This is a genomic window from Microcoleus sp. F4-D5 (assembly GCF_036704885.1).
Lineage (GTDB): Bacteria > Cyanobacteriota > Cyanobacteriia > Cyanobacteriales > Microcoleaceae > Microcoleus.
In genome coordinates, this window is sequence record NZ_JAUBSX010000032.1 from 1 (window position 1) to 21,817 (window position 21,817).

The window sequence follows — 21,817 nt, forward strand, 5'->3', positions numbered from 1 at the left end:
TTTAATTGGGTCAACAGGTAAAATATGAGTAAAATTACTCATTGACAATAGTGCTTTTAGCTTAACTTGTGAGTAATGCACGCTGCCACATTTGTCGATCGAATTAACCGAAAAAACCTCAGTCTGCACCAGCAAACTGAGGTTTTATCAGCGACAGGTTGAAACCTGCCGACTACATTCTCTGACTATTTGATAGAAATCTTTGCGCCCACAGCTTCAAGCTGTTTCTTCAGTTCTTCAGCAGCTTCCTTAGCAATAGCTTCCTTAACTGCTTTCGGTGCGGCTTCTACCAAGTCTTTCGCTTCCTTCAGACCCAGACCGGTAATTGCGCGAACTTCCTTAAGAATTGCGATTTTCTTGTCAGCAGGAACTTCTTCGAGCATGACAGTAAATTCGGTTTGCTCTTCTACGGGTTCAGCAGCGGCAGCAGCAGGGCCGCCCATCATCATCATGCCGCCGACAGGAGCAGCAGCGCTGACGCCAAAAGCTTCTTCGATTTGCTTGACCAATTCAGAAGCTTCGAGCAAAGTCAGAGACTTAAGTTTTTCCAAGATTTCGTCAGTTGCAGTAGACATTCGTTAAACTCCTAGTTCGATTGTAGATTTGGGATTTGGGATTTGAGATTTGCTCATTCATCATTAGTTTCTCGTCTCCAGTCTTCAGCTTGTGGATTAACACTAATGACTGATGACTAATGACTAATGACTAAGCAGATACGCTTTCTGCTTCAGGTTGTGCTTCTGCTTCTGCTGCTACTTCTGCTGAATCGCCGTCTTTTTCAGCATAAGCTTTAAGACCGCGAGCGATCGAAGTAGGAACTTGATTGATACCCACAGCCAACTTGGTTGCGACACCGTTGATAGCGCCAGCAATTTGAGCCATGAGTTGTTCTTTCGACGGCAGATCTGCTAATGCTTTAACATCGGCTTCTTTCAGCACCCGTCCTTCCATCACGCCGCCGCGAAGTTCAGTCTTCTTAGAAGCTTTTTGGAATTCTTGGTAAGCTTTAATCGCGCCGCCAATATCTTCTTGCACGAACACAAATGCCGACGTACCTGTCAGCAATTCCTGTATCGGCTGCCAGGTTTCGTTGCCTTCAACAGCAATTCGCATCAGCGTGTTTTTTGCCACTTGGCAACTGCTGCCTTTCGGACGCAAACGCCGACGCAAATCTGTGATTTCAGCAACAGTTAAGCCCTTGTAGTCGATCGCGATTACCAGTTGAGATTCGCTCAAGGTTTGCTTGAGGTCTGCAATAATCTCATTTTTTACTGCTAAAGTTTTGCCCATACTTATTTCACCTCCTTTTAGGATAGAAAATTGCCCGTCAAAAACCCCGACCTTAGAGCCGGGGCAGAGAATTAAAAATTAACAAGTCAGAATTAAAAAATAGAAATTTTCTAATCTTTGAGTCTTGAGTTTTTATTTCTTCAGCCTCGGCAGGAAATTAAGCGGTCGGCACCTGCGGTCTTCAGCTTATTGATTTTTGATTAGGCTATCACCAGAAGGCAGACATAGCAAGGCTATGACGCAAATCTTGTGAGAGATTTACACATACAGCCGAAGCTGTCTTTTACCTTCTGCCTTCTGCTTAATTCTGTACTAAGCAGCGTCAATTTTCATATCGCGCAGGGCACTGATATCGACTTCGATCGACGGGCCCATTGTTGCCGATACGTACAAACTGCGCCAGTAGCGACCTTTAGCACCAGAAGGACGGTTGCGGTCAACAGTTTCTTGCAAAGCATGAAGGTTGACCAGCAAATCTTCCGCTGAGAAAGCTGCCTTGCCAAACATAACATGAACGATGCCAGTTCGATCGGCACGGAATTCTAGTTTACCACCTTTAAACTCGCCGATCGCCTGAGCAATGTCAGTCGTCACCGTGCCACCTTTCGGAGAAGGCATCAAACCGCGCGGGCCCAACAACCGGCCCAATTTTGCCACCAACGGCATCACGTCTGGGGTAGCAATCAGGCAATCGAAGTCCATCATGCCCTTCTGAATTTCATCGATCAACTCTTCTGAACCAGCAATATCCGCGCCGGCATTCAGAGCTTCTTTAACTTTTTCGCCCTTAGCAATCACCGCAACTCTGACTACTTGACCAGTTCCTTTTGGTAGCGATACAGTTGTCCGCAACTGTTGGTCAGTATATTTTGGGTCAATTCCCAAACGGATGTGAGCTTCAGCAGATTCGCCAAACTTAGCGGTTGCTGTTTCTTTCAAAAGTTGCAGAGCTTCCAGCGGTAGGTAAGGTCTATCTTCAACTTTCTTTTGAAGTTCTTGCAGTCTTCGAGATACTTTCTTTGCCATTGTTGTTTTTTGGGGTTAGTCGATTTTAGATTTTAGATTTTAGATTTTAGAATTGAGCCGTTTTGGTCATTTCAAATCTAAAAAATTTGCGATTCCTAGCGAAGCTTTGCTTCTCCCCCTGAATCGATCGATTTTGGATTTTGGATTTTGGATTTTGGATTGAAGATTTTACCTTCAAAATCAGGCATTTTGGATTAGCAATTTGGAACTTGGACTAGGAAAACTCTTCCTTCTTCCTTCTTCCTTCTTCCTTCTTCCTTCTTCCTTCTTCCTTCTTCCTTCTTCCTTCAATCCGCGATCGCCACGCCCATATTTTTAGCCGTTCCTGCCACAATTTTCATAGCAGCCTCAACATCATTAGCATTGAGGTCAGGCATTTTGGTTTCAGCGATTTCTCGTAACTGAGCCTGTGTAATCGTCCCTACTTGCTTGCGATTAGGTTCTCCCGAACCTTTAGCAATGCCAGCGGCTTTTTGAATCAAAACCGACGCCGGCGGAGTTTTGAGAATAAACGTAAAACTGCGGTCTTCAAAAACCGAAATTTCTACCGGAACCACCAGACCTGCTTGGTCTGCGGTTCTAGCATTGTACTCCTTGCAAAACATCATAATATTGACGCCGTGCTGACCCAAGGCTGGGCCGATCGGAGGAGCTGGGTTGGCTTTTCCCGCCGTAATCGCCAACTTAATTACTGCAACAACTTTCTTTGCCATTAGTTAGTTCTGTTTCTGAACCTGATTGAACTCCAATTCTACAGGCGTATCGCGCCCAAAAATCGAGAGTAAAACTTTGAGCTTGTTTCGTTCCGGGCTAACTTCAATCACATCACCTTCAAAATCTTTAAACGGTCCGGAAAGTACCACAACGTGGTCTCCAGCAGACATCGATACTTTGACAACCGGTTCTGATTCCTGAGCGTTTCTGAAGATCCGTTCTACTTCCGAATGACTCAGAGGTAGCGGTTTGACGTGACCCCTGCCGCGCCCGTAGCGGCGTTTCTGCTCTGCCCCGACAAAATTAATTACATTCGGGGTATTTTTGATCACCTGCCACGTATCCTCGTCCATAAACATGCGGATGAGTACGTAGCCGGGAAAGATTTTTTCATCTGACTGACGCCTGGAACCGTCTTTGCCGACTTTGATTGCCGGAGTTTGCGGAATTTCTACTTGAACGATGCGATCGGCAACATCCAAAGTTTGAATCCGCTGCTGCAAGTTTGCCTTCACGCGCTTTTCGCAGCCAGAGGCAACCTGAACAGCATACCAGCGAGCATCAATCTCCGGCACCTCTGGCGATGCTGCCTGTCCAGTCGCTTCTGTGGAATACTCAGATTCTTCTGATGCAAAAGTCATGGCCCAAACACCTTTCCCGCGCCCCAGTTAAAGAAGTTATCCACCAAATAGATCAGGCTTGCTGAGAGGATTACCATCAAAAGCACGGCCAAAGACTCGCTGATTAGCTGCTGCCTGCTGGGCCAAACCACTTTTTCGAGTTCTTCTCTAGTTTCCTTAAAAAAACCCGCAGGGTTAAACCCAGGCGCCGTTATTTCTTGAGTTTCTTGAGCTTCGTCTTTTTTCGCCACGATTCAATCCCCCTTGCGATTTTAGATTTTAGATTTTAGATTTTAGATGGTGTGAGTGGCCCGCGGCTCTCAGATTTTGTGACGCTAACCACTTACGCCCAAGTCCCAAATCTCAAATCTAAAGCCACGACTTTTTTACAAGCCCAACCAATCAACGGCGTAAATGCCGAGCGCCGAAACCGACGATCGAGAAGCCACACCGAGCATTTGTTGATGGCATTTTTTGCGAACCGCCCACAAAAATTAATTCTACCCGAAAGTTTGCCGTTTTGACTGTTGCCAGCCAATAGTCCGGGCGCTTTCGGGCAGAATTTAAATTTTGGTGATTCAGCGCGCCCTGGAGGACTTGAACCCCCGACATCAGGTTTTGGAGACCTGCGTTCTACCAACTGAACTAAGAGCGCACAGGTGAGGTTGCTGAAATTCGCTTAACCTCTAGATTTCTATTTTAACACAGTGCGCTCATAAATAGGAAACTTTTTTTTGAAATTTCTCAATTTCCCATGAACCAAGAGAAAGCAGGGTGCATTCCTACAGGGCGCGATCGAACCGCTGTTTGACGCGAGTAGCTTTGCCCACCCGATCGCGCAGGTAGTAAAGTTTTGCTCTGCGGACTTTCCCGCGGCGCATCACTTGGATCGACGCGATGCGGGGCGAGTGAATCAAAAACACCCGTTCCACTCCGACGCCCTGAAACACGCGGCGGACGGTGATTGTTTCATTAATCCCGCCGTTGCGCATGGCAATCACAGTCCCTTCGTAGGGCTGAACCCGTTCTTTGTTACCCTCTTTAATTTTCACGCCGACTCGCACTGTGTCGCCCACGTAAATTTCGGGGACTTGCTTATTAAGTTCTTGCTTGACTCTATTTATTTCTTCCGTTTCGATCGAACGGATTATTTCTGCGCCTTTCATGGGATTTACCAAAACTCACAATCCCTTATCATATATCGAAATGCCCGTTTTATGTCAAAAAATTTCTATGTTAGATAGCTCTGAGGTCGTATTTCTGCAACTGGGGGCAATGGCTGCACTGGCCTTGTACGTCGCCGCCAACTTGGGGGCCAACGATGTCGCTAACTCGATGGGGACATCCGTAGGCTCGAAGGCGCTAACGCTGCGGCAGGCAATAATTGTTGCAGGCATACTGGAGTTTTCCGGCGCAGTGCTCTTCGGCCAAGGAGTTTCCGAAACTCTCGCAACAGGAGTTGTGAATGCACAAGTGTTCGCAACCCAACCGCAAGTATTTTTAATCGGGATGGTGTCAGTGCTGATAGCTTGCGGCTTGTGGCTGCAAATCGCTACCAGTCGAGGTTTGCCGGTTTCTTCATCCCATGCAGTGGTGGGCGCGATCGCGGGTTTTAGCTGTGTTGCAGCCGGAATAAATGCAGTAGATTGGCGAACCATCGGCACCATCTCCCTAACTTGGGTGGCGACACCTGTTGCCAGCGGTGCTTTAGCAGCGCTATTTTACAGCGTGGTGAAGTATTCGATTCTCGATCGACCAGATCCTCTATTTCAAATGCGCGAGTGGATACCTTGGCTGAGTGCAGCAATGCTGAGCGTATTTGGCATAATTGTACTGCCGTCTGTTGTGGATGTTGCTTTGGTGCAGACAGGGGCGATCGCCGCCGCGCACGATCGATTTGGCTGGAATCTTCCCATTCACGATATTGTCATTGGCATCGGGAGTATTGGGGCGATCGGCCTGACACTCAATAGCTGGAAAAAATTAGAATCAGTTGAGAACGAAAAAGACAGAGGGGAGAAAGCAGAAGGAATAAGTACAAAATCCTCCCCCACTCAGAAACTGGGCCACTCTCTCATCGAGCAACAAATGGCGAGATTTCAAGTCTTGAGCGCCTGTTTTGTAGCATTTTCCCACGGTTCCAACGACGTAGGAAATGCAGTTGCTCCCCTAGCTGCGATCGCCTACATCCGGCGCACAGGTTCCTTTCCCTCAGAGGATTTCAGCGTCCCCCTGTGGATTTTAGTCGTCGGAGGCACAGGAATAGTCATCGGTTTAGCCATCTGGGGCAAAAATGTAATAGCCACAGTCGGCGAAAAGATCATCGAACTCCAACCAAGCGGCGGATTTTGCGCGGAATTAGCCACAGCCACCACAGTCTTGCTAGCATCCCGCTTCGGTTTGCCAGTTTCCACATCCCACGCTTTAGTCGGTGCAGTTGTCGGAGTCGGGCTGATCAAAGCTTGGAAAACAGTACGCTTGCAAACTTTGCTGTCCATTGGTTCGGCTTGGCTGGTGACAATTCCGATCGCAGCAGGTTTGGGTGCTATCATCTTCAGCATCGCGCAATCCATTGGGCAATTTTAGATTTTAGATTTTAGATTGAGGCATTTCAGAACAGTCATCACTCAACAATCACCGATGGATGGTGCAACCCGAATCGATCTAACTCATCTGCGTTAATCTGTGTTGCATCTGCCCTCATCTGCGGTTAAAAAAAGAGAATGTATTAACCGCAGATGACAACGGATTGACGCTGATTCACGCAGATGAAGATCGGATTCAGGACTAATAGCGCTTTCGCACATCAAACCCGGTTGCGGCACACCAGAACGCGGGCCACTCAATGACTTAATTCCTTCTCCAAGCAATGCTTTAGCTGTTGAGCCAGCACCTCGACCCCTGGCTTTCTCAACATAGTAAGATGATTCCCAGGAACTCCAATCACCTCTACTCTTTGGGTCGTTAATTCGCTCCAGCCGAGAGTCCGATCTTGATGGCTCATGCTTAGCTGTTCCCTCGATCTAAACAGAGTAATTCGCTGCGGATAAATTTTCGGTACATAGCCGAGAGTTGCTTGACTGTTAGCCTGAAATACAGTAAACATCGAGGGGATTGCCAGCTCGCGCCAGCTCCGTTCTTTTAACTCCTGAGATAGGATGCTAACCATAACCGCCTGTTTCCAATGCCAGCGATGCCAAAAATTAGCTGCCAAATTAAGCATCTTATTTAATTTAGGAAACCTGGCAGCAATACCGCCAACTTGAACATTTTCCGCAGCAGCCACCAAGCGAAAATAATCTACTACAAAAGGCCAAATAGAGCGCGAAACAGTAGTCAGAATAAACTTGCAACCGTCCCAAAAAGAAGGTTTGTTAGCAGAAACCGGCGCTAAAGTATCCAGCACAGCAAGCAAAGCCACTTCATCCCCCGCTGCGAGCAACTGTTGAGCCATCTCAAAAGCAACCAAACCTCCAAAAGACCAGCCTCCTAAAAAATAAGGCCCTTTTGGTTGAACGGTACGCAAGGCTGCGATGTAGTCAGCCGCCATGTCTTCAATGCTAGTTAACGGAGAACTTTCGCCGTCAATACCCTTTGGTTGCAGCCCGTAAAACGGTTGATTTTCTCCTAGTTGAAACGCTAACTCGACATAAGGAAATACGACGCCAAAGATGGGATGAACGCAGAAGAACGGGGGATTTTTACCGCGAGGCTTAATTGCAACTAAAGGCGACCATTCCAGAGAATTTGTTTCTGAAGATAGCAAATCTGCTAAAACTTCAATTGTCGGATTTAAAAAAAGAGCAGACAGCGGCAACTCGCGCTCAAATTGCTGGTTGATCTCATTGATGAGGCGGATTGCCAGCAGGGAATCTCCACCCAAATCGAAGAAGTTATCGCGAATACCAACGGGTTCGGCATTCAGGATTTCTGACCAAATTTGGGCGAGGGTTGATTCGGTTGGTGTGCGAGGTGCAATGCAGCTTTTATCTATTGAATTGCTAGTTATAGTTCCCGGTGCAGGTAGGCGCAGGCGATCGATTTTGCCGTTGGGGGTTAGGGGCAGAAAGTCGATCGCCACAAAAGCACTGGGAATCATGTAATCGGGCAGTTGTTGTTTGAGGAAATTGCGTATTTCTCCGGGATTAAGCGTCTGGTGATGGGGGACGACATAAGCAACTAGGCGTTTGTTGCCAGACAAATCATCCACAGCAACCGCCGCTGTTTCTTTGACTGCTGGATGCTGAACCAGCAGCGCTTCAATTTCTGCCAATTCTATTCGATAACCGCGAATTTTTACCTGTTCGTCGGTGCGGCCTAAAAACTCAATATTGCCGTCGGGAAAATAGCGAGCTAAGTCACCAGTTTTATAAATTCGTTCTCCTGCTTTCTGGCTAAACGGATTAGCAATAAATCGCTGGGCGGTTAATTCGGGGCGATTCAGGTAGCCTCGCGCCAATCCGCTGCCACCGATGTACAATTCACCGGGAATTCCAACGGGTACAGGCTGTAAATTTTTATCTAAAATATAGAGTTGAGTGTTAGCTATTGGGCGGCCGATTGGCGGTTTTTTGCGGTCGCCAATTTCGGCAAAACTTGACCATACTGTCGCTTCTGTAGGGCCGTAAGCGTTAAAAAATCTGCGCCGGGAAGCCCAGCGTTTAACAATATCTGGGGAACAAGATTCGCCAGCACAGATGATTGTTTGCAGTGCGGGAAGTTCGGCGTTTGGAAGGACAGCTAGCAGCGAGGGCGGGAGGGTAGCGTGGGTAATAGCATTGTCCTGCAAAAATTGGATTAATGTTTGTCCTGGCAACAAAGATTCTTTTTTGGCACAGTAAAGTGTTGATCCGGTTCCTAATGCCATGACAATCTCAAAGATTGAAGCATCAAAACTCAGGGAGGCGAATTGCAAAATGCGGTGATTTGAGTTTAAGTTAAAAGCTTCTCTTTGAGCTAGGGCTAAGTTGTATAGTCCCCGATGTTCGATTAAAACGCCTTTGGGTTTTCCGGTTGAACCAGATGTGTAAATGACGTAGGCTAGGTTTTCTGGTAGGATATTTGTAGTAGGATTTTCTGGGCTTTGTCGGGCGATAATTTCTCTGTCGGAGTCCAAACACACTACTGAAAAAACTCCGTAATTTTCCGGCTGCCTCAAGTTTTTTGCTAAGTGCTGCTGAGTTACCAAAATCGACACCTGAGCATCTTCTAACATGAAGTTAAGGCGCTCTTGAGGATAAGTTGGATCTAAAGGCAGGTAGGCTGCGCCTGCTTTGATAATGCCTAGCAATCCGACGATCGCATCTAAGGAACGTTCTACACAAAGGCCCACTAAAACTTCTGGTGCTGCTCCCAATTGCTGCAAGTAACGTGCAAGTTGGTTGGCTTGGCTGTTGAGTTGGCGGTAGGTTAACTGCTGGTTTTCAAAGACGGCGGCGACGGCATGGGGCGATCGCGCGACTTGCTCTTCAAATAGCTGGTGGAAACACTGGTTTTGCGGATAATCTCTCTGAGTGTCATTCCAATCGATTAATAATTGCTGGTATTCTGGCGCTGTCAGCAAAGCCAAGTCGCTCAGGTGCTGTTTGGGATTGGCAACAATGGCTTCGAGCAGCGTTTGGAAATGCCCTGCCATGCGCGCAATTGTGGCGCTATCAAATAAATCTGTGCTGTACACAAATTGCCCTTGAATACTTCCTGCATTTTCCCACAAGTGGCACTCTAAATCGAGCTTGGCGGTTCCCGCGTCAAAGTCGATCGCCTCTCCAACAATTCCCGGCAATTCTAGCGCTGCTACAGGAGTGTTTTGCAGGCTGAAACTAACTTGAAATAGGGGGTTGCGGCTCAATTCGCGATCGGGGTGCATTTCCTCAACCAACTTCTCGAAGGGCAAATCTTGGTGGGCGTAGGCTGCCATTGCGACGTTTTTTACCCGATGCAACAGTTCCCAAAAAGTTGGATTTCCTGATAAATCTGCACGCAGCACTAAACTGTTGACAAAAAAACCGATTAATGCTTCTATTTCGCTATGGTTGCGATTGGCGATCGGCGTTCCTAATGCAATATCTACTTGTCCTGTATAGCGGTACAGCAAAGTTTGAAAAGCGGCAAGCAAGGTAATAAATAAAGTCGCGCTTTCTTGCTGGCTCAATGACTTTAGCGCCTCGCTCAAAGCAGGTGATAGTGTGATAAATTGTTTGGCGCCGCGGTAGGATGGAACGGCTGGTCTTTGCCTGTCTGTTGGTAGATTGAGTGCGGTAATTCCGTTTAACTGCTGCCGCCAATAAGCTAACTGGGTTTCTAATACTTCGCCCTGCAACCATTGGTGCTGCCATTCTGCAAAGTCGGCGTACTGCACCGGCAGTGCTGGTAAGTGCGAGATCCCATTTTTTACAAATGCTGTGTAGAGCGTTCCCAGCTCTCGAATTAGCACTCCAATCGACCACCCATCAGCCACAATATGATGTAAATTCAGCAACAATATATGTTCTGTTTCACTTAGTTGTAACAGCGTTACTTTAAATAACGGCCCGGCGGCTAAATCGAAAGGGCATTGCGCTGCATCGGTTGCGAGTTGCAGCGCTGCGGTTTCTTGCTGAGTTGGCGATAGATTTTGTAAGTCAATTGTGGGGATAGATACGGTTAAAATGGGAGCAATAACTTGTACGATTTCCCCTTCCAAAAGCGTAAATGTGGTGCGTAAAGTTTCGTGCCGCTGCACAATTTCATTAAAGGTTCGCTCTAAGGCTCTTAAATTGAGAAAACCTGTTAAGCGGAGTGCTGTTGAGACATTGTAGAAAGGATTGCCCGGTACTAATTGATTGAGGAACCAAAGCCGCTGCTGGGCAAAGGAAGCCGGGAATACAAAAACTTCTATTTCTTGCTGCATATTTATCGAAATTGCACCTGTTCAACAGCCATCATTTTTATTGACTTTCTAGATTATATCTCTTGCACTAATTCACAAACTCTCTTGAAATTATCTGCGTTTATCAGCGTTAATCTGCCCTTCATCTGCGGTCGCTCTATCAATCAAAGATTTATGCAATAGGTCCATTAAAAGATGATAGCTTCCTCCGCCGACTCTCGCGCGAAATCGGCACTAAAGCCGGAACTTCACTTTTAGCATTCTTATCTTTTAAACTCTCAACAATCTTAGATAATTCTGAAATTGTCGGTGCTTCAAAAACGCGGCGCAAAGGCAACTCTACCGCGAAAGCATCTCGCACTCTAGAAACAAGCTGAGTCGCCAGCAGCGAATGGCCTCCCAATTCAAAGAAATTGTCCCGGATACCCACTCGCTTTATCCCCAAAACCTCAACCCAAATTTTCACTAAAACTTCCTCAATAGAAGTATGAGGCGCAACATAACCGCCAGCCCATTCTAACTTAATCGGCTGCGGTGCAGGTAAAGCGAGGCGATCGACCTTTCCGTTAGCCGTCACCGGTAGCGACTCCAGCACCACAAAAGCCGACGGAACCATATATTCCGGCAGTTTTTCTGCTAGATAAGCCTGCAACTGCGGCACTAATTTACGCGCTGCTTTAGCTTGTAAGGGATTGTTAGCATAAGAGCGCCAAGGACGCAAGTTATCCCTTCTGGTTTCTCGCACAAAATCTCTGGTTTCGCCCCGTGCAAACACTACATCGTAGCGCCCTTGACTGTCGGAATTAGACCAACTAATATTAACATTATACGGAACTTCCAAAGCATACCACGCTTCGGGATCGACTCCTAAATTCTCGACTTTTTCCACGGCTTTCTGCAACAGACCTGCTGTGGGAAAATTATCGACAACAGACAGCAATTCTGCCGCCTTAACTGCTGCCATTACCCGCGCATTAGGCACATTAGCAATTCTTAAAACATCGAGTTGATTTTGCAATAAAATTTGTTGCACCTTGGTAACAGTCAGATTCTGATTTTCATCCAACCAATCCAGCCGTCTCGCTCCCCTCAATTCCTCTTGTGCCGGGGATTGGGTGGGATCTGTTTCCGACGACGCAATATGCAAAATAGCATTGTACCGAAAATCAGTTAATTCATTGTGATAACTACCGCGAATTAATTGAATCTCTACGCCGCCAATCTGCGGAAAGCGGTGCTTTAATGCGCTAAAAAACTCTGGTTCAATAACTAACTCTGTTTCTTGAAAAATTTGCATTTGTACTCGCTGCTGCAACTGTTCGCCCGCGAGAGAAGGTTCGGCTTGATACAGTTGTACCGAAGCGTGAAAAGCTGCCAGCAACGGCAAGCTGCGGACATCTCCTATGAATATAAAGCCGCCGGGAGCAGTTGCTTTCACCGCACCTTCTAGCACCTGCAGGAGATAGTCGATAGTCGGGAAATATTGCACGACTGAGTTGAGAATTACTGCGTCAAAAGCTGCTGTCTCTACTCCTTCAAAGTCTGTAGCCATTTTTTGAAGCAGCGTTACATTAGCTAACTGTTGATTTGCCAAGTGCTGCTGAATATAGTTGAGCGAAATAGGTGAAAAGTCGGTGCCGCAATATTGAGTGCAGCTAGGCGCAATTTGGAACAGCAACAAACCTGTGCCGCAGCCAATTTCTAACACTCGGCTAGGCTGCAAAGCTAAAATTTGGGCGGCTTGATTGTTCGCCCAGTCGCGCATCTGTTCTGCTGGGATTGGCTGATTAGTATAACTGCTATTCCAGCCGACAATATTAAAGGTTGGATCTGAGTCAACAGCAGGTCGATCGTAAGTTTCATTGTAGAGCATTTGCCACTGCAAAACCTGTTCGTCCTGCAATTGCATTATTTGGTTTTTTTCGCTGGCAATGCTATATTCTGGATTCAGGGCAATATAAGCTACTAAACGTTTATCTCCATGTCCATCTTCCGAAGCTATTGCTACAGTTTGCTGCACGGCGGGATGTTGAGTTAATACTGTCTCGATTTCTCCTAATTCGATGCGGAAACCGCGAATTTTTACTTGTTCGTCAATGCGTCCTAAAAATTCAAGGTTGCGATCGCCTCTGTAGCGCACTAAGTCGCCGGTTTTGTAAATTCGCTCTCCTGAATTTGGTTTAAACTCAGATGTTGCACCATTATCCAGAACAGGCAAGATGCCTGTTCCACAATAAAATTCATCTCTTGTGGAACAGGCATCTTGCCTGTTCCTAAACAAGTCCTTGAGAATGGTGCCTGAATTTGGTTTAAAAGGATTGGAAATAAATCGTTCTGCGGTTAAATCTGGGCGGTTGAGGTAGCCGCGAGCGAGTCCGTTTCCGCCGATGTACAATTCGCCAACAACGCCGATCGCCACTGGCTGCAAATATTTGTCTAATATGTAGATTTGAGTGTTAGCAATGGGGCTGCCAATTGTCGGGGCGATGTCTGTTTGCTCTGTTACAGGAATATAACCGGAAGTTGTGACGACGGTGTTCTCGGTTGGGCCGTAATTATTTACTAGCTTAAATGGATGGGATTTTAAAGGATGTTGTTGCAGTTTTTCGCCGCCTGCGAGCAAGATTCGCAACGCTGTTGTTTGAGGCCAATCTAATAGCAAAACTTTCTCGGCTAAAGGTGTTGGCAAAAAGCTAATGGTGATGGCTTTTGATACTAACCAGTTTTGCAGTTTTTCAGGATCTCGCCTGATGTCATCTTCTGGAAAGTAGATGCTAGATCCGGCGGCGAGATAAGGCCAAATTTCCCACCCGCAAGCATCAAAGCCGATCGCAGCAATTTGCGTAGCTCGATCGCCCGCTGACACCCCAAACTCTCTTTGATGCCAAAAAACGAGATTTAACAAGCTCCCGTGCTCAATTTCCACTCCTTTCGGCTTTCCCGTGGAACCGGAGGTGTAAATCGCGTAAACCAGATTTTCGGCTGTGGCTGCGCTGGTGGGATTGTCGGCGATTTCTTGGGAAATCATCTCCCAGTCTGTGTCTAGAAAAACAACCCTTGGATGGTGAATTTTATCATCTGACTGTGTTTCTAAATTTTGCACTTCGCCATCATCCACCAGGGAATAAATTCCCTGGCTCATAGCTGAAGTCGGCTGAAGCCGACTGGAAACTTGTCCTCCTTCAGTCGTCTTTAGATGGTGAATTTTATCATCTGACTGTGTTTCTAAATTTTGCACTTCGCCATCATCCACCAGGGAATAAATTCCCTGGCTCATAGTTGAAGTCGGCTGAAGCCGACTGGAAACTTGTCCTCCTTCAGTCGTCTTTAGACGACTTTCGCTATAAGAGGGGGAATTTATTCCCTGGCGGGTAAGCAATACTGACACTCGAGCATCTTTTAGCATAAAGCTCGATCGCTCAGCAGGATAGCTCGGATCTAAAATTAAGTAAGCTCCTCCCGCTTTTAGGATACCCAACATCCCCACGATCAGATCGAGCGATCGCCCGCAGCAAAGCCCGACTAAAACTTCCGCCCCAACCCCCATTTTTTGCAAATAACGTGCTAGTTGGTTGCTGCGGAGATTTAGCTCTCCATAGGTGACTCGCTCCTCTCCAAATACCAGCGCCACCGCCTCCGGTGTCCGATCTGCCTGCTTTTCAAATAGCTGATGGATGCACAAATCTTGCGGATAATCCGCCTGAGTCTTGTTGCATTCAACTAACAAATGATAGCGCTCTTGGGCGCTCAAATATTGCAAGTTTGCTATGCGCTGTTCGGGATTTGTCACAATGCTTTCTAACAAGGTTTGAAAATGCCCGATCAGGCGGGTAATCGTAGCTTCATCAAATAAATCGGCGCTGTAAATAACCATGCCGCTGATGCCCAGAGAGCTATCAACCCACAGCTTATTGCTGGGCGATTGGCTGCTTCCCGAACTGTTGGGCGATCGCTCCCACAAATGAAACTCCAAATCAAACCGCGCTGTACCCACATCTAACTGCTGCGGGCTGAGTGTTAATTCTGGCAATTCTAACCGATTCCCCGGCGCGTTTTGCAGCGCAAATGCCACCTGAAATAAGGGATTTTGGTTCAACGCGCGATCGGGGTGCAGTTCTTCTACTAACTTCTCAAACGGCAAATCTTGGTGAGCGTAAGCTCCTAATGCTACCTCTTTGACTCGGTTTAAAAGTTCCCGAAAAGTTGGATTTCCCGACAAATCTGTACGCAGCACCAAACTGTTGACAAAAAAACCGATTAATGCTTCTATTTCACTGCGGTTGCGATTGGCGATCGGCGAACCTACTACAATATCTTCTTGCTGGGCGTAATGGTAAAGCAACGTTTTAAAAGCTGCCAGCATTGTCATAAACAGCGTCACTCCTTCGCGCTGGCTCAACGTTTCTAAAGCCTCGCTCAGTTGTTTTGGCAGTTGCAAAAATTGCCTTTTGCCTCGGTAACTTTGAATTGCTGGCCTGGGTCGATCCGCAGGCAAATTTAGCATAGAAATGCCGTTTAACCGCTGTCTCCAGTAAGCAAGCTGCGTTTCTAAAACTTCCCCTTGCAGCCATTCGCGCTGCCATTTTGCAAAATCAGCATACTGGATCGACAAAGCCGGTAAAGGCGAAGGTTTTTCGCTAGCAAATGCCGTGTAAAGTGCGCCTAATTCCTGAATAAGCACTCCGATAGACCAACCATCGGAGACAATGTGGTGCATATTCAGCATTAGTAAATATTCGGCATCATCTAACTGCAACAATGTGACTCGCAGCAACAAGTCATTGGACAAATTGAAAGAGCGTTGAGCTTCCTGGGCGGTGAGCAGGTTTGCTTCAGTTTGTCGAGATTCCTTTGGCAAATTTCGCAAGTCCACTACATTAATCGGGAGGTGGAAAGCAGCAGATATTCTCTGAACGGGTTGCCCCGAAACTACGGCTAAAGTCGTGCGTAAAGCTTCGTGGCGGCGCACAATTTCATTGAAAGTTTGTTGCAGCGCCGCAAAATTGAGCGAACCTGTCAAACGCAATGCTGCGGGAACATTATAGAAGGGATTGTTCGGTACTAATTGGTCGAGAAACCACAAGCGCTGCTGTGCAAAGGAAAGCGGTAGATTTCCGTCCCGTCCCATAGGAACAATCGGTGCAGGAGTGAAACTAGAAGTACGATTAGCTGCTTTTAAAAATGAAACAATTTCGGGTTTTTTCTGAGAAATTTCGGCGCGCAGTTCTGGTGTAATAATTCCTTCAGGAGCGTTGCAGCGCAGGCGAGATCCCTCAACAAAAATATTAATATCTAGACTGCGAAGGTAAGATAAAAACTCAACTAACTCCACCGTGACAGAATCTCTTGCATTTGGCGATGAACTCGATATTTTTGGATCGGGCATTTTGAGTCATCCTGTCATTACTTGGGCAAATCAATAAAAGAAATTCAACCAGCGCACAATTTAAGAGCTTAACTTACCGCTTGCTTACTGTGGCCTAACCTGAGTATGATCCTGTTTGAATCCGCAACCAAAATCCTACCCAAGGTTTCAGCTTATGCCGTTCATGTCATTCAATTTCCTGTTGCTATGGCTGGTGGGACTGCTGTCGATCGGGGTACTTGGCGGAAGTATATACATTATTTACGAATGGTACATCGGCCAACTTGTAGGGATTTCCTAGTTAGTCAGCGGAGTGATTCGGTCTAGTTCCTAAACCTCTTTGTCACCCTCCCACCTTTAACTGAAAATGCGCTTGAGGGCAGGAATACGAGCCAACACGAAATAATCTAACAGCAGAACGGTGACGAGTGAAAGTCCTACAAGCGGGAAGGCAATCCCTAAAACAGCAACGATTGCGAGTGGCACTTTCCATCCCTGAACATGGGTGGGCATTGCAGGCGCACCAAGCCAACCCGTCCCTTTCGGACGGCGCTGCCACCACATCACCGTACCGCTGACTGAAAGCACGATCGCAATTAACGCTGCAAACAACATCAGCAGTTGATTGCTCAATCCAAAATATTTGCCCATGTGAATGGAAATTCCCATTTCTACGGCTTTGGGTATTAACCCGTAATCCTTCCACCGCACATCTGCTAACACTTTGCCACTGTATCGATCGATGTGCAGAGTGACTTCTTGCGCCGGATTATTGGGAAATGCCGAAACCGTGTACACACCCGTTTGAGATTCTGGAAAACTAACACTAAATCCAGGGGGTGCGCCTTTTGCTCGGGCTAAAGTTACAACAGAATCTAGATTTACGGACGTACCAACAGGAGTTCCCCCGATCGTTTTGTTGTGTCCTGAATGATGCTCCCCTCCAGGCTTACTAGATTTGGGAATTGGTAATTGCTCTACTGCCCAAGGCACAATTAGATTGCCCTGTTGATTGAGCGAGCCTGTGAGTGTTGTCGATTGAGGCACGTTATCCCACATTTGTGCAGGATAGTGACTCGACAAACGAGCGAAGGTATCTCCCCAAAAACCTGTCCAGGGTAGTCCACTAATGATGAGAAAGCCAATTAGCAATACGCCGTAAAATCCCGAAACGGCGTGTAAGTCCCGCCAAAATACCCGCTTGTTCTGGCTCAACACACGCGGAATTAATGTTCCTAAAAAATTTACTTTGCCGCGAGGCAACCATAAATATAATCCGGTAATTAGCAAAATCAGTCCCCAACAGGAAGCAAGCTCTACTAAATAATCTCCCAATTTTCCGATCATCAGTTCGCCGTGAATCTTGCGTGCGATCGCTTGGAGATTATTATTTTCATCGCGATCGCCTAAAATCTCAGCCGTATAAGGATTCACGAAAACGGCTAGCGTTCTTTCATCTTTAGTCGCGATCGTCACTTCAGCACTGCGATTAGACGCAACGCTCGGCGTAAATTTTGTTACTTTGGCATCAGGATAAGTTCGTTGAACAACTGCCACCTGTTGAGTATAAGGCATCACCACATCCGCAGGCTGCACAAACATATTCTGGTGATACATCGCAGCATCTAATTGCGGTTTAAACAGGTAAATGATGCCTGTGATTGACAAAATCAGCATGAAAGGAATAACAAACAAGCCTGCATAAAAGTGCCATCGCCAAACTGTCCGATAAAAACGATTACTGGGAGGCTCAGCAACCAGTGAAGGGTTCAAAACGCTGTTCAATTTACTCATTGTGGTTTGCCAAAATATATAAAAAAAGCAATTATGCTACACAAGTATCAACAATGTCAAAAGACAGGCTGTCAAACATAGTTGCTGCTTCTGAAGTTTTTAGCCGTCATTCGATTTTAGATTTTAGATTTTAGATTTTAGATTTTGGATTTATCCCACGGATCAATTCGGGGGCTTGAGGATTTTAGATTTTAGATTTTGGATTGATTCCACGGATAAATTACGTGGCAGCTACCATCAATAAATTTTTGGTCAGTAATCCTGATGAAGATTTATTTAACAGGGAAAGTAACTAAAGACCGGTATATTGCAATACCGTTCAGTTAAGGCTGCCTATCTTTTTTTAGCACAAGCGAGGCTCAATCTTTACTCCATCATGGTTTGAATAGAGTTGTCATCCGAAAGCATTTCATATTTGTAAAAACACTTATTCTGGCTCCTTCCTTCTTCCTCTTTCCTCCTGCCTCCTGCCTCAAAACTTAGATTTCTAGCTTGGCTCCAAAAGTGAGATACTCCCGGATGCCAATTCCACAAAACAATCAAAATTATCCCGCAATTATGTAAGGCCTTAAAATTCCACATCTTCTCGCTCATTTTCGTCTGTTCTGAAAGTATCCAAACCTTTCGCAGCCCAGCGCATTGTTTCAATGTATTTTGCCAGACTCGCCACAGTCGGGGCTTCAAACAAACTGCTGACCGATAACTCGACTTGCAAAGCGTCTCGGATGCGAGAAATCAACTGAGTTGCTAGCAGGGAATGTCCGCCTAGTTCAAAGAAATTATCGTAGATACTCACCTGCTGTTTTCCCAAAACTTTAGCCCAAATTTTCCCGATCGCCTTTTCGATATCTGTCCGAGGCGCTACATAATTTTCTGTTATATCCTCGCTGTCTGTATCTAGATCGGGCAAGGCGCGGCGGTCTACTTTGCCATTGGGCGTCAGCGGCATATTCTCCAACACTGCATAAGTTGCAGGAACCATATATCCTGGTAACTTTTCTTTCAAAAATTGGCGCAAGTCACTTGACTTAAGGTTTTGAGTTTCTGATTTTTCATTAATACCGTCAGGAATAACATAAGCTACCAAATGTTTATCGTCGGGGATGTCTTCCCTCACAATTACTGCTGCTTCGCGCACTTGTGGATGCTGGCACAAAGCCGCTTCAATTTCTCCCAACTCGATGCGGTAGCCGCGAATTTTTACTTGGTCGTCAATGCGGCCTAAAAACTCGATGTTGCCGTCAACCCAATAGCGACCTAAATCACCTGTTTTATAAAGACACGAACCCGATTTATTGCTAAAAGGATTAGGAATGAATGCAGCAGCAGTTAAATCAGGCTGGTTGAGGTAGCCTTTCGCGAGTCCGTCACCGCCGACGTACAATTGACCTATAACACCGATCGCCACCGGCTGCAAATCCGCATCGAGGAGATAAATTTGCGTGTTGGCGATCGGGCGGCCGATGGGGATAGATGTTGCGGTTTCGGGTAGGTCTTGCACGCAATAATAAGCCGAAAATGTGGTATTTTCTGTAGGCCCGTAAACGTGAATTAATTTAGTGGTTGGATTTTGTTTGAGAAGTTTTTTCACCCATCTCATATCGACCGCTTCTCCGCCAAACAGCAAGCAGCGCAGCGAATCAAAAGCTTGCGGTAAAACTCTAGCAATTTGTTGAAATAAGGCAGTTGTTAAAAACAAGACGGTAATGCCTTGTTGGCGCAATTCTAAGGCTAAATCGTGAGGCGAAAGGGTAATATTTGTCCTAATTCCTACGAGTTGAGCGCCGTTAAGCAAGGCTCCCCAAATCTCGAACGTGGCTGCATCGAATGAAGCGTTCGATGCTTGGGCAATTTTATCGGTAGGTTCTATTTTTATATAGTTGGTGTTGAGTACCAGCCGATTTACTGCTTTGTGGGTGACAGCAACTCCCTTGGGTTTTCCTGTTGAGCCAGATGTGTAAATAACGTAAGCTAGGTTGTCTGCTGTTGCGGTGTTGGCGGGATTTTCGGCGCTTGATTTGGCTATGTGTTCCCAGTCGCGATCGAAGTAAATCACCGAGTTTGAGAAGTCTCGGAAATTCTCAATCAATTTATCCTGAATTAGCAAGACTTTAACTCGAGCATCTTCCAGCATCAAGTTTAGCCGATCGCGCGGATAGCTCGGATCTAACGGTAAATAAGCGCCTCCCGCTTTCAGTACAGCCAACATCCCGACAATTAGGTCGATCGATCTCTCTGCACAAAGCCCCACTAAAACCTCCGCCCCCACGCCCATTTTTTGTAGGTAGCGCGCCAGTTGGTTGCTGCGACTGTTGAGTTCTCTGTAAGTCAGGTGCTGGCTGTCGAAAGTTAGGGCGACATCCTCCAGATGCTGCTGGACTCGCTCTTCAAATAACTGATGAATGCACTTATTTTGAGGATAATCTGTCCGAGTATCGTTCCATTCTCTGAATAATTGATTCACTTCATCCTCGCTCAATAAAGGTAAGTTAGCGATTCTTTGTTCGGGATTAGCCACAATGCTTTCCAGCAGCGTTTTAAAATGCCTCAGCATTCGGGCGATCGTAACTTCATCAAATAAATCCGTATTGTAAACAGCTAAGCCTCTGAGTCCTTCCGAATCTTCCCAATGTTCGCCGTATCTGCTCCTAAAATTATCGGAAGCTTCCCACAAATACAGCTCTAAATCAAAGCGCGTTGTTTGAGTCTCCAAAGGAAAAGAACTCAACTTTAATTCTGGCAATTCTAGCTCGTCCAGCGGCGCATTTTGCAGCCCGAATACCACCTGAAACAGGGGGTGGCGATTCAACGATCGCTCTGGGTGCAATTCCTCGACTAGCTTCTCAAAAGGCAAATCTTGGTGAGCGTAAGCTCCCAGGGTTACTTCCCGCACCCGGCCCAAAAAATCTCGAAATGTCGGGTTTCCCGAGCAGTCTGCACGCAGCACTAAAGTGTTGACAAAAAAACCGATTAATGCTTCAATTTCGCTGCGGTTGCGATTGGCGATCGGCGAACCTACTACAATATCTTCTTGTTGCGAGTAGCGGTAAAGCAAAGTTTGAAATGCTGCGAGCACTGTCATAAATAAAGTCGCTCCTTCTCGCTGCGAGAGCGATACAAGTGCGTCTTTCAAGTTTTTTGGCAGTTCTAAATATTGAGTTTTCCCCCGATAATTTTGCCTAGCTGGTGCAGCGCGATCGATCGGTAAATTTAACACAGAAATGCCGTGCAATTGCTGCCGCCAATAAGCTAGCTGAGTTTCTAAGACTTCACCTTGCAGCCATTCGCGCTGCCACTCGGCAAAGTCGGCATATTGAAGTGATAATTCTGGCAGGGGAGATGGCTGTTGATTTATCAAAGCTGTATAGATAGCCTCCAGTTCTCTAATTAGCACACCGATAGACCAATCATCGGAGGCTATGTGGTGCATATTTAGCAAGAGAATATGCTCGGTTTCTGTCAGCCGCAGAACGGTGATTCGCATCAGCGGCCCGGTGGATAAATTGAAAGGGCGAAGAGATTCTGCTGCGGCGAGTTTCTTTGCTTCTGTTTCCCGTTGTTCTGGCGGCAAATCTTGCAAGTCTAATATTTTTAAATTAGTCTTGAAAGCGGTAGAGATTATCTGCACTGGTTGGCCAGATACCGCTGCAAAAGTGGTTCGCAAAGTTTCGTGTCGCTGCACTATTTCGTTGAAGGTTTGCTCTAAGGCTGTTAAGTTGAGAAGACCTGTTAAGCGCAGTGCTGTTACTACATTATAGAAAGGGTTTTGCGGTGCGAATTGGTCAAGAAACCACAAGCGCTGCTGGGCAAATGATGCCGGAAAGACAAACACTTCGGCTTCTGAGGAAATATTCAGTTTTTCTATATCCTGTGTCAAGGAATTGTCAAAAATTTCGGATGCCATATCTGTTGCTCTTGGGGGATGGGATGTGTTATTTTTTTGATGGCGCGGGGTTGCTTTTTGACGGTGCGATCGCCTCTTAAAACTTTCGCGAGCAAAAGATCGGAACTGTTAACATCATAAATCTGGGTGCGGGAGTGCAGGAGAGACGCGGGCAAAAGAAAGGGGGTTTCTGCCTGCTGGATCGAGTTATCCGTTGAGGGGCTAGGAGTCTCACCCCCCAATCAAATTTAGTCGCG

At 46.5% G+C, this 21,817-nt stretch carries 15 protein-coding genes, 1 tRNA gene and 1 other annotated feature; of the genes, 3 read left to right on the forward strand and 13 right to left on the reverse strand.

What is annotated here, in order from left to right; all coding sequences use genetic code 11:
• Positions 1-185: 185 nt before the first annotated feature.
• The 6 genes from rplL to secE all read right to left on the reverse strand — a co-directional run bounded on the left by rplL (position 186) and on the right by secE (position 3,901).
• Positions 186-575 carry a 50S ribosomal protein L7/L12 gene (gene rplL, locus QUA80_RS16435; protein ID WP_333234824.1) on the reverse strand — a complete coding sequence of 130 codons (390 nt, stop codon included), beginning with the start codon at positions 573-575 and terminating at the stop codon, positions 186-188.
• Positions 576-705: 130 nt separating this feature from the next.
• Positions 706-1,290 carry a 50S ribosomal protein L10 gene (rplJ, locus tag QUA80_RS16440; RefSeq protein WP_333426193.1) on the reverse strand — a complete coding sequence of 195 codons (585 nt, stop codon included), beginning with the start codon at positions 1,288-1,290 and terminating at the stop codon, positions 706-708.
• A gap of 29 nt (positions 1,291-1,319) precedes the next feature.
• Positions 1,320-1,493, reverse strand: a sequence feature (ribosomal protein L10 leader region).
• Positions 1,494-1,602: 109 nt separating this feature from the next.
• Complete coding sequence (gene rplA / locus QUA80_RS16445) at positions 1,603-2,316, reverse strand: 50S ribosomal protein L1 (RefSeq protein ID WP_333426195.1); 714 nt, start codon at positions 2,314-2,316, stop codon at positions 1,603-1,605.
• 287 nt (positions 2,317-2,603) lie between these two features.
• A complete protein-coding gene (gene rplK, locus QUA80_RS16450; protein ID WP_006635588.1) occupies positions 2,604-3,029 on the reverse strand; it encodes a 50S ribosomal protein L11 in 426 nt (141 codons plus the stop codon).
• A gap of 3 nt (positions 3,030-3,032) precedes the next feature.
• Positions 3,033-3,671, reverse strand: coding sequence for a transcription termination/antitermination protein NusG (gene nusG / locus QUA80_RS16455; protein ID WP_172186535.1), 639 nt, complete (start codon positions 3,669-3,671; stop codon positions 3,033-3,035).
• Positions 3,668-3,901: a preprotein translocase subunit SecE gene (gene secE, locus QUA80_RS16460; RefSeq protein WP_333426197.1), complete on the reverse strand. Its 234-nt coding sequence runs from the start codon at positions 3,899-3,901 to the stop codon at positions 3,668-3,670. The genes nusG and secE overlap by 4 nt, the downstream gene beginning before the upstream one ends.
• Before the next feature lie 78 nt (positions 3,902-3,979).
• On the opposite strand from secE, the gene QUA80_RS16465 reads away from it, so the two are divergent.
• Positions 3,980-4,174: a hypothetical protein gene (locus tag QUA80_RS16465; protein WP_333426199.1), complete on the forward strand. Its 195-nt coding sequence runs from the start codon at positions 3,980-3,982 to the stop codon at positions 4,172-4,174.
• A gap of 58 nt (positions 4,175-4,232) precedes the next feature.
• On the opposite strand, the gene QUA80_RS16470 is transcribed toward QUA80_RS16465, so the two are convergent.
• Both QUA80_RS16470 and rplS read right to left on the reverse strand, forming a co-directional pair.
• Positions 4,233-4,305 (reverse strand) — tRNA-Trp (locus tag QUA80_RS16470).
• A 127-nt stretch (positions 4,306-4,432) separates the two neighbouring features.
• Positions 4,433-4,816, reverse strand: a complete 384-nt coding sequence (gene rplS, locus QUA80_RS16475) for a 50S ribosomal protein L19 (RefSeq protein WP_333426201.1) — start codon at positions 4,814-4,816, stop codon at positions 4,433-4,435.
• Positions 4,817-4,856: 40 nt separating this feature from the next.
• Here rplS and QUA80_RS16480 point away from each other — a divergent pair, with 40 nt between their 5' ends.
• A complete protein-coding gene (locus QUA80_RS16480; RefSeq protein ID WP_445302252.1) occupies positions 4,857-6,236 on the forward strand; it encodes an inorganic phosphate transporter in 1,380 nt (459 codons plus the stop codon).
• Between the two features lie 256 nt (positions 6,237-6,492).
• On the opposite strand, the gene QUA80_RS16485 is transcribed toward QUA80_RS16480, so the two are convergent.
• Complete coding sequence (locus QUA80_RS16485; RefSeq protein ID WP_333426205.1) at positions 6,493-10,539, reverse strand: amino acid adenylation domain-containing protein; 4,047 nt, start codon at positions 10,537-10,539, stop codon at positions 6,493-6,495.
• A gap of 151 nt (positions 10,540-10,690) precedes the next feature.
• Positions 10,691-15,904, reverse strand: coding sequence for an amino acid adenylation domain-containing protein (locus QUA80_RS16490; RefSeq protein WP_333426207.1), 5,214 nt, complete (start codon positions 15,902-15,904; stop codon positions 10,691-10,693).
• Between the two features lie 154 nt (positions 15,905-16,058).
• Between QUA80_RS16490 and QUA80_RS16495 the strand changes: the two genes are divergently transcribed.
• Positions 16,059-16,184 (forward strand): hypothetical protein, encoded by a 126-nt coding sequence (locus QUA80_RS16495; RefSeq protein ID WP_333426209.1) that lies wholly within the window; start codon positions 16,059-16,061, stop codon positions 16,182-16,184.
• Positions 16,185-16,240: 56 nt separating this feature from the next.
• Here QUA80_RS16495 and QUA80_RS16500 read toward each other — a convergent pair whose 3' ends face one another.
• The 3 genes from QUA80_RS16500 to QUA80_RS16510 all read right to left on the reverse strand — a co-directional run bounded on the left by QUA80_RS16500 (position 16,241) and on the right by QUA80_RS16510 (position 21,581).
• A complete protein-coding gene (locus QUA80_RS16500) occupies positions 16,241-17,677 on the reverse strand; it encodes a PepSY domain-containing protein (RefSeq protein ID WP_333426210.1) in 1,437 nt (478 codons plus the stop codon).
• 366 nt (positions 17,678-18,043) lie between these two features.
• Positions 18,044-18,259, reverse strand: coding sequence for a hypothetical protein (locus QUA80_RS16505; RefSeq protein WP_333426212.1), 216 nt, complete (start codon positions 18,257-18,259; stop codon positions 18,044-18,046).
• Positions 18,246-21,581 carry an amino acid adenylation domain-containing protein gene (locus QUA80_RS16510; protein ID WP_333426214.1) on the reverse strand — a complete coding sequence of 1,112 codons (3,336 nt, stop codon included), beginning with the start codon at positions 21,579-21,581 and terminating at the stop codon, positions 18,246-18,248. The genes QUA80_RS16505 and QUA80_RS16510 overlap by 14 nt, the downstream gene beginning before the upstream one ends.
• Positions 21,582-21,817 lie beyond the last annotated feature (236 nt).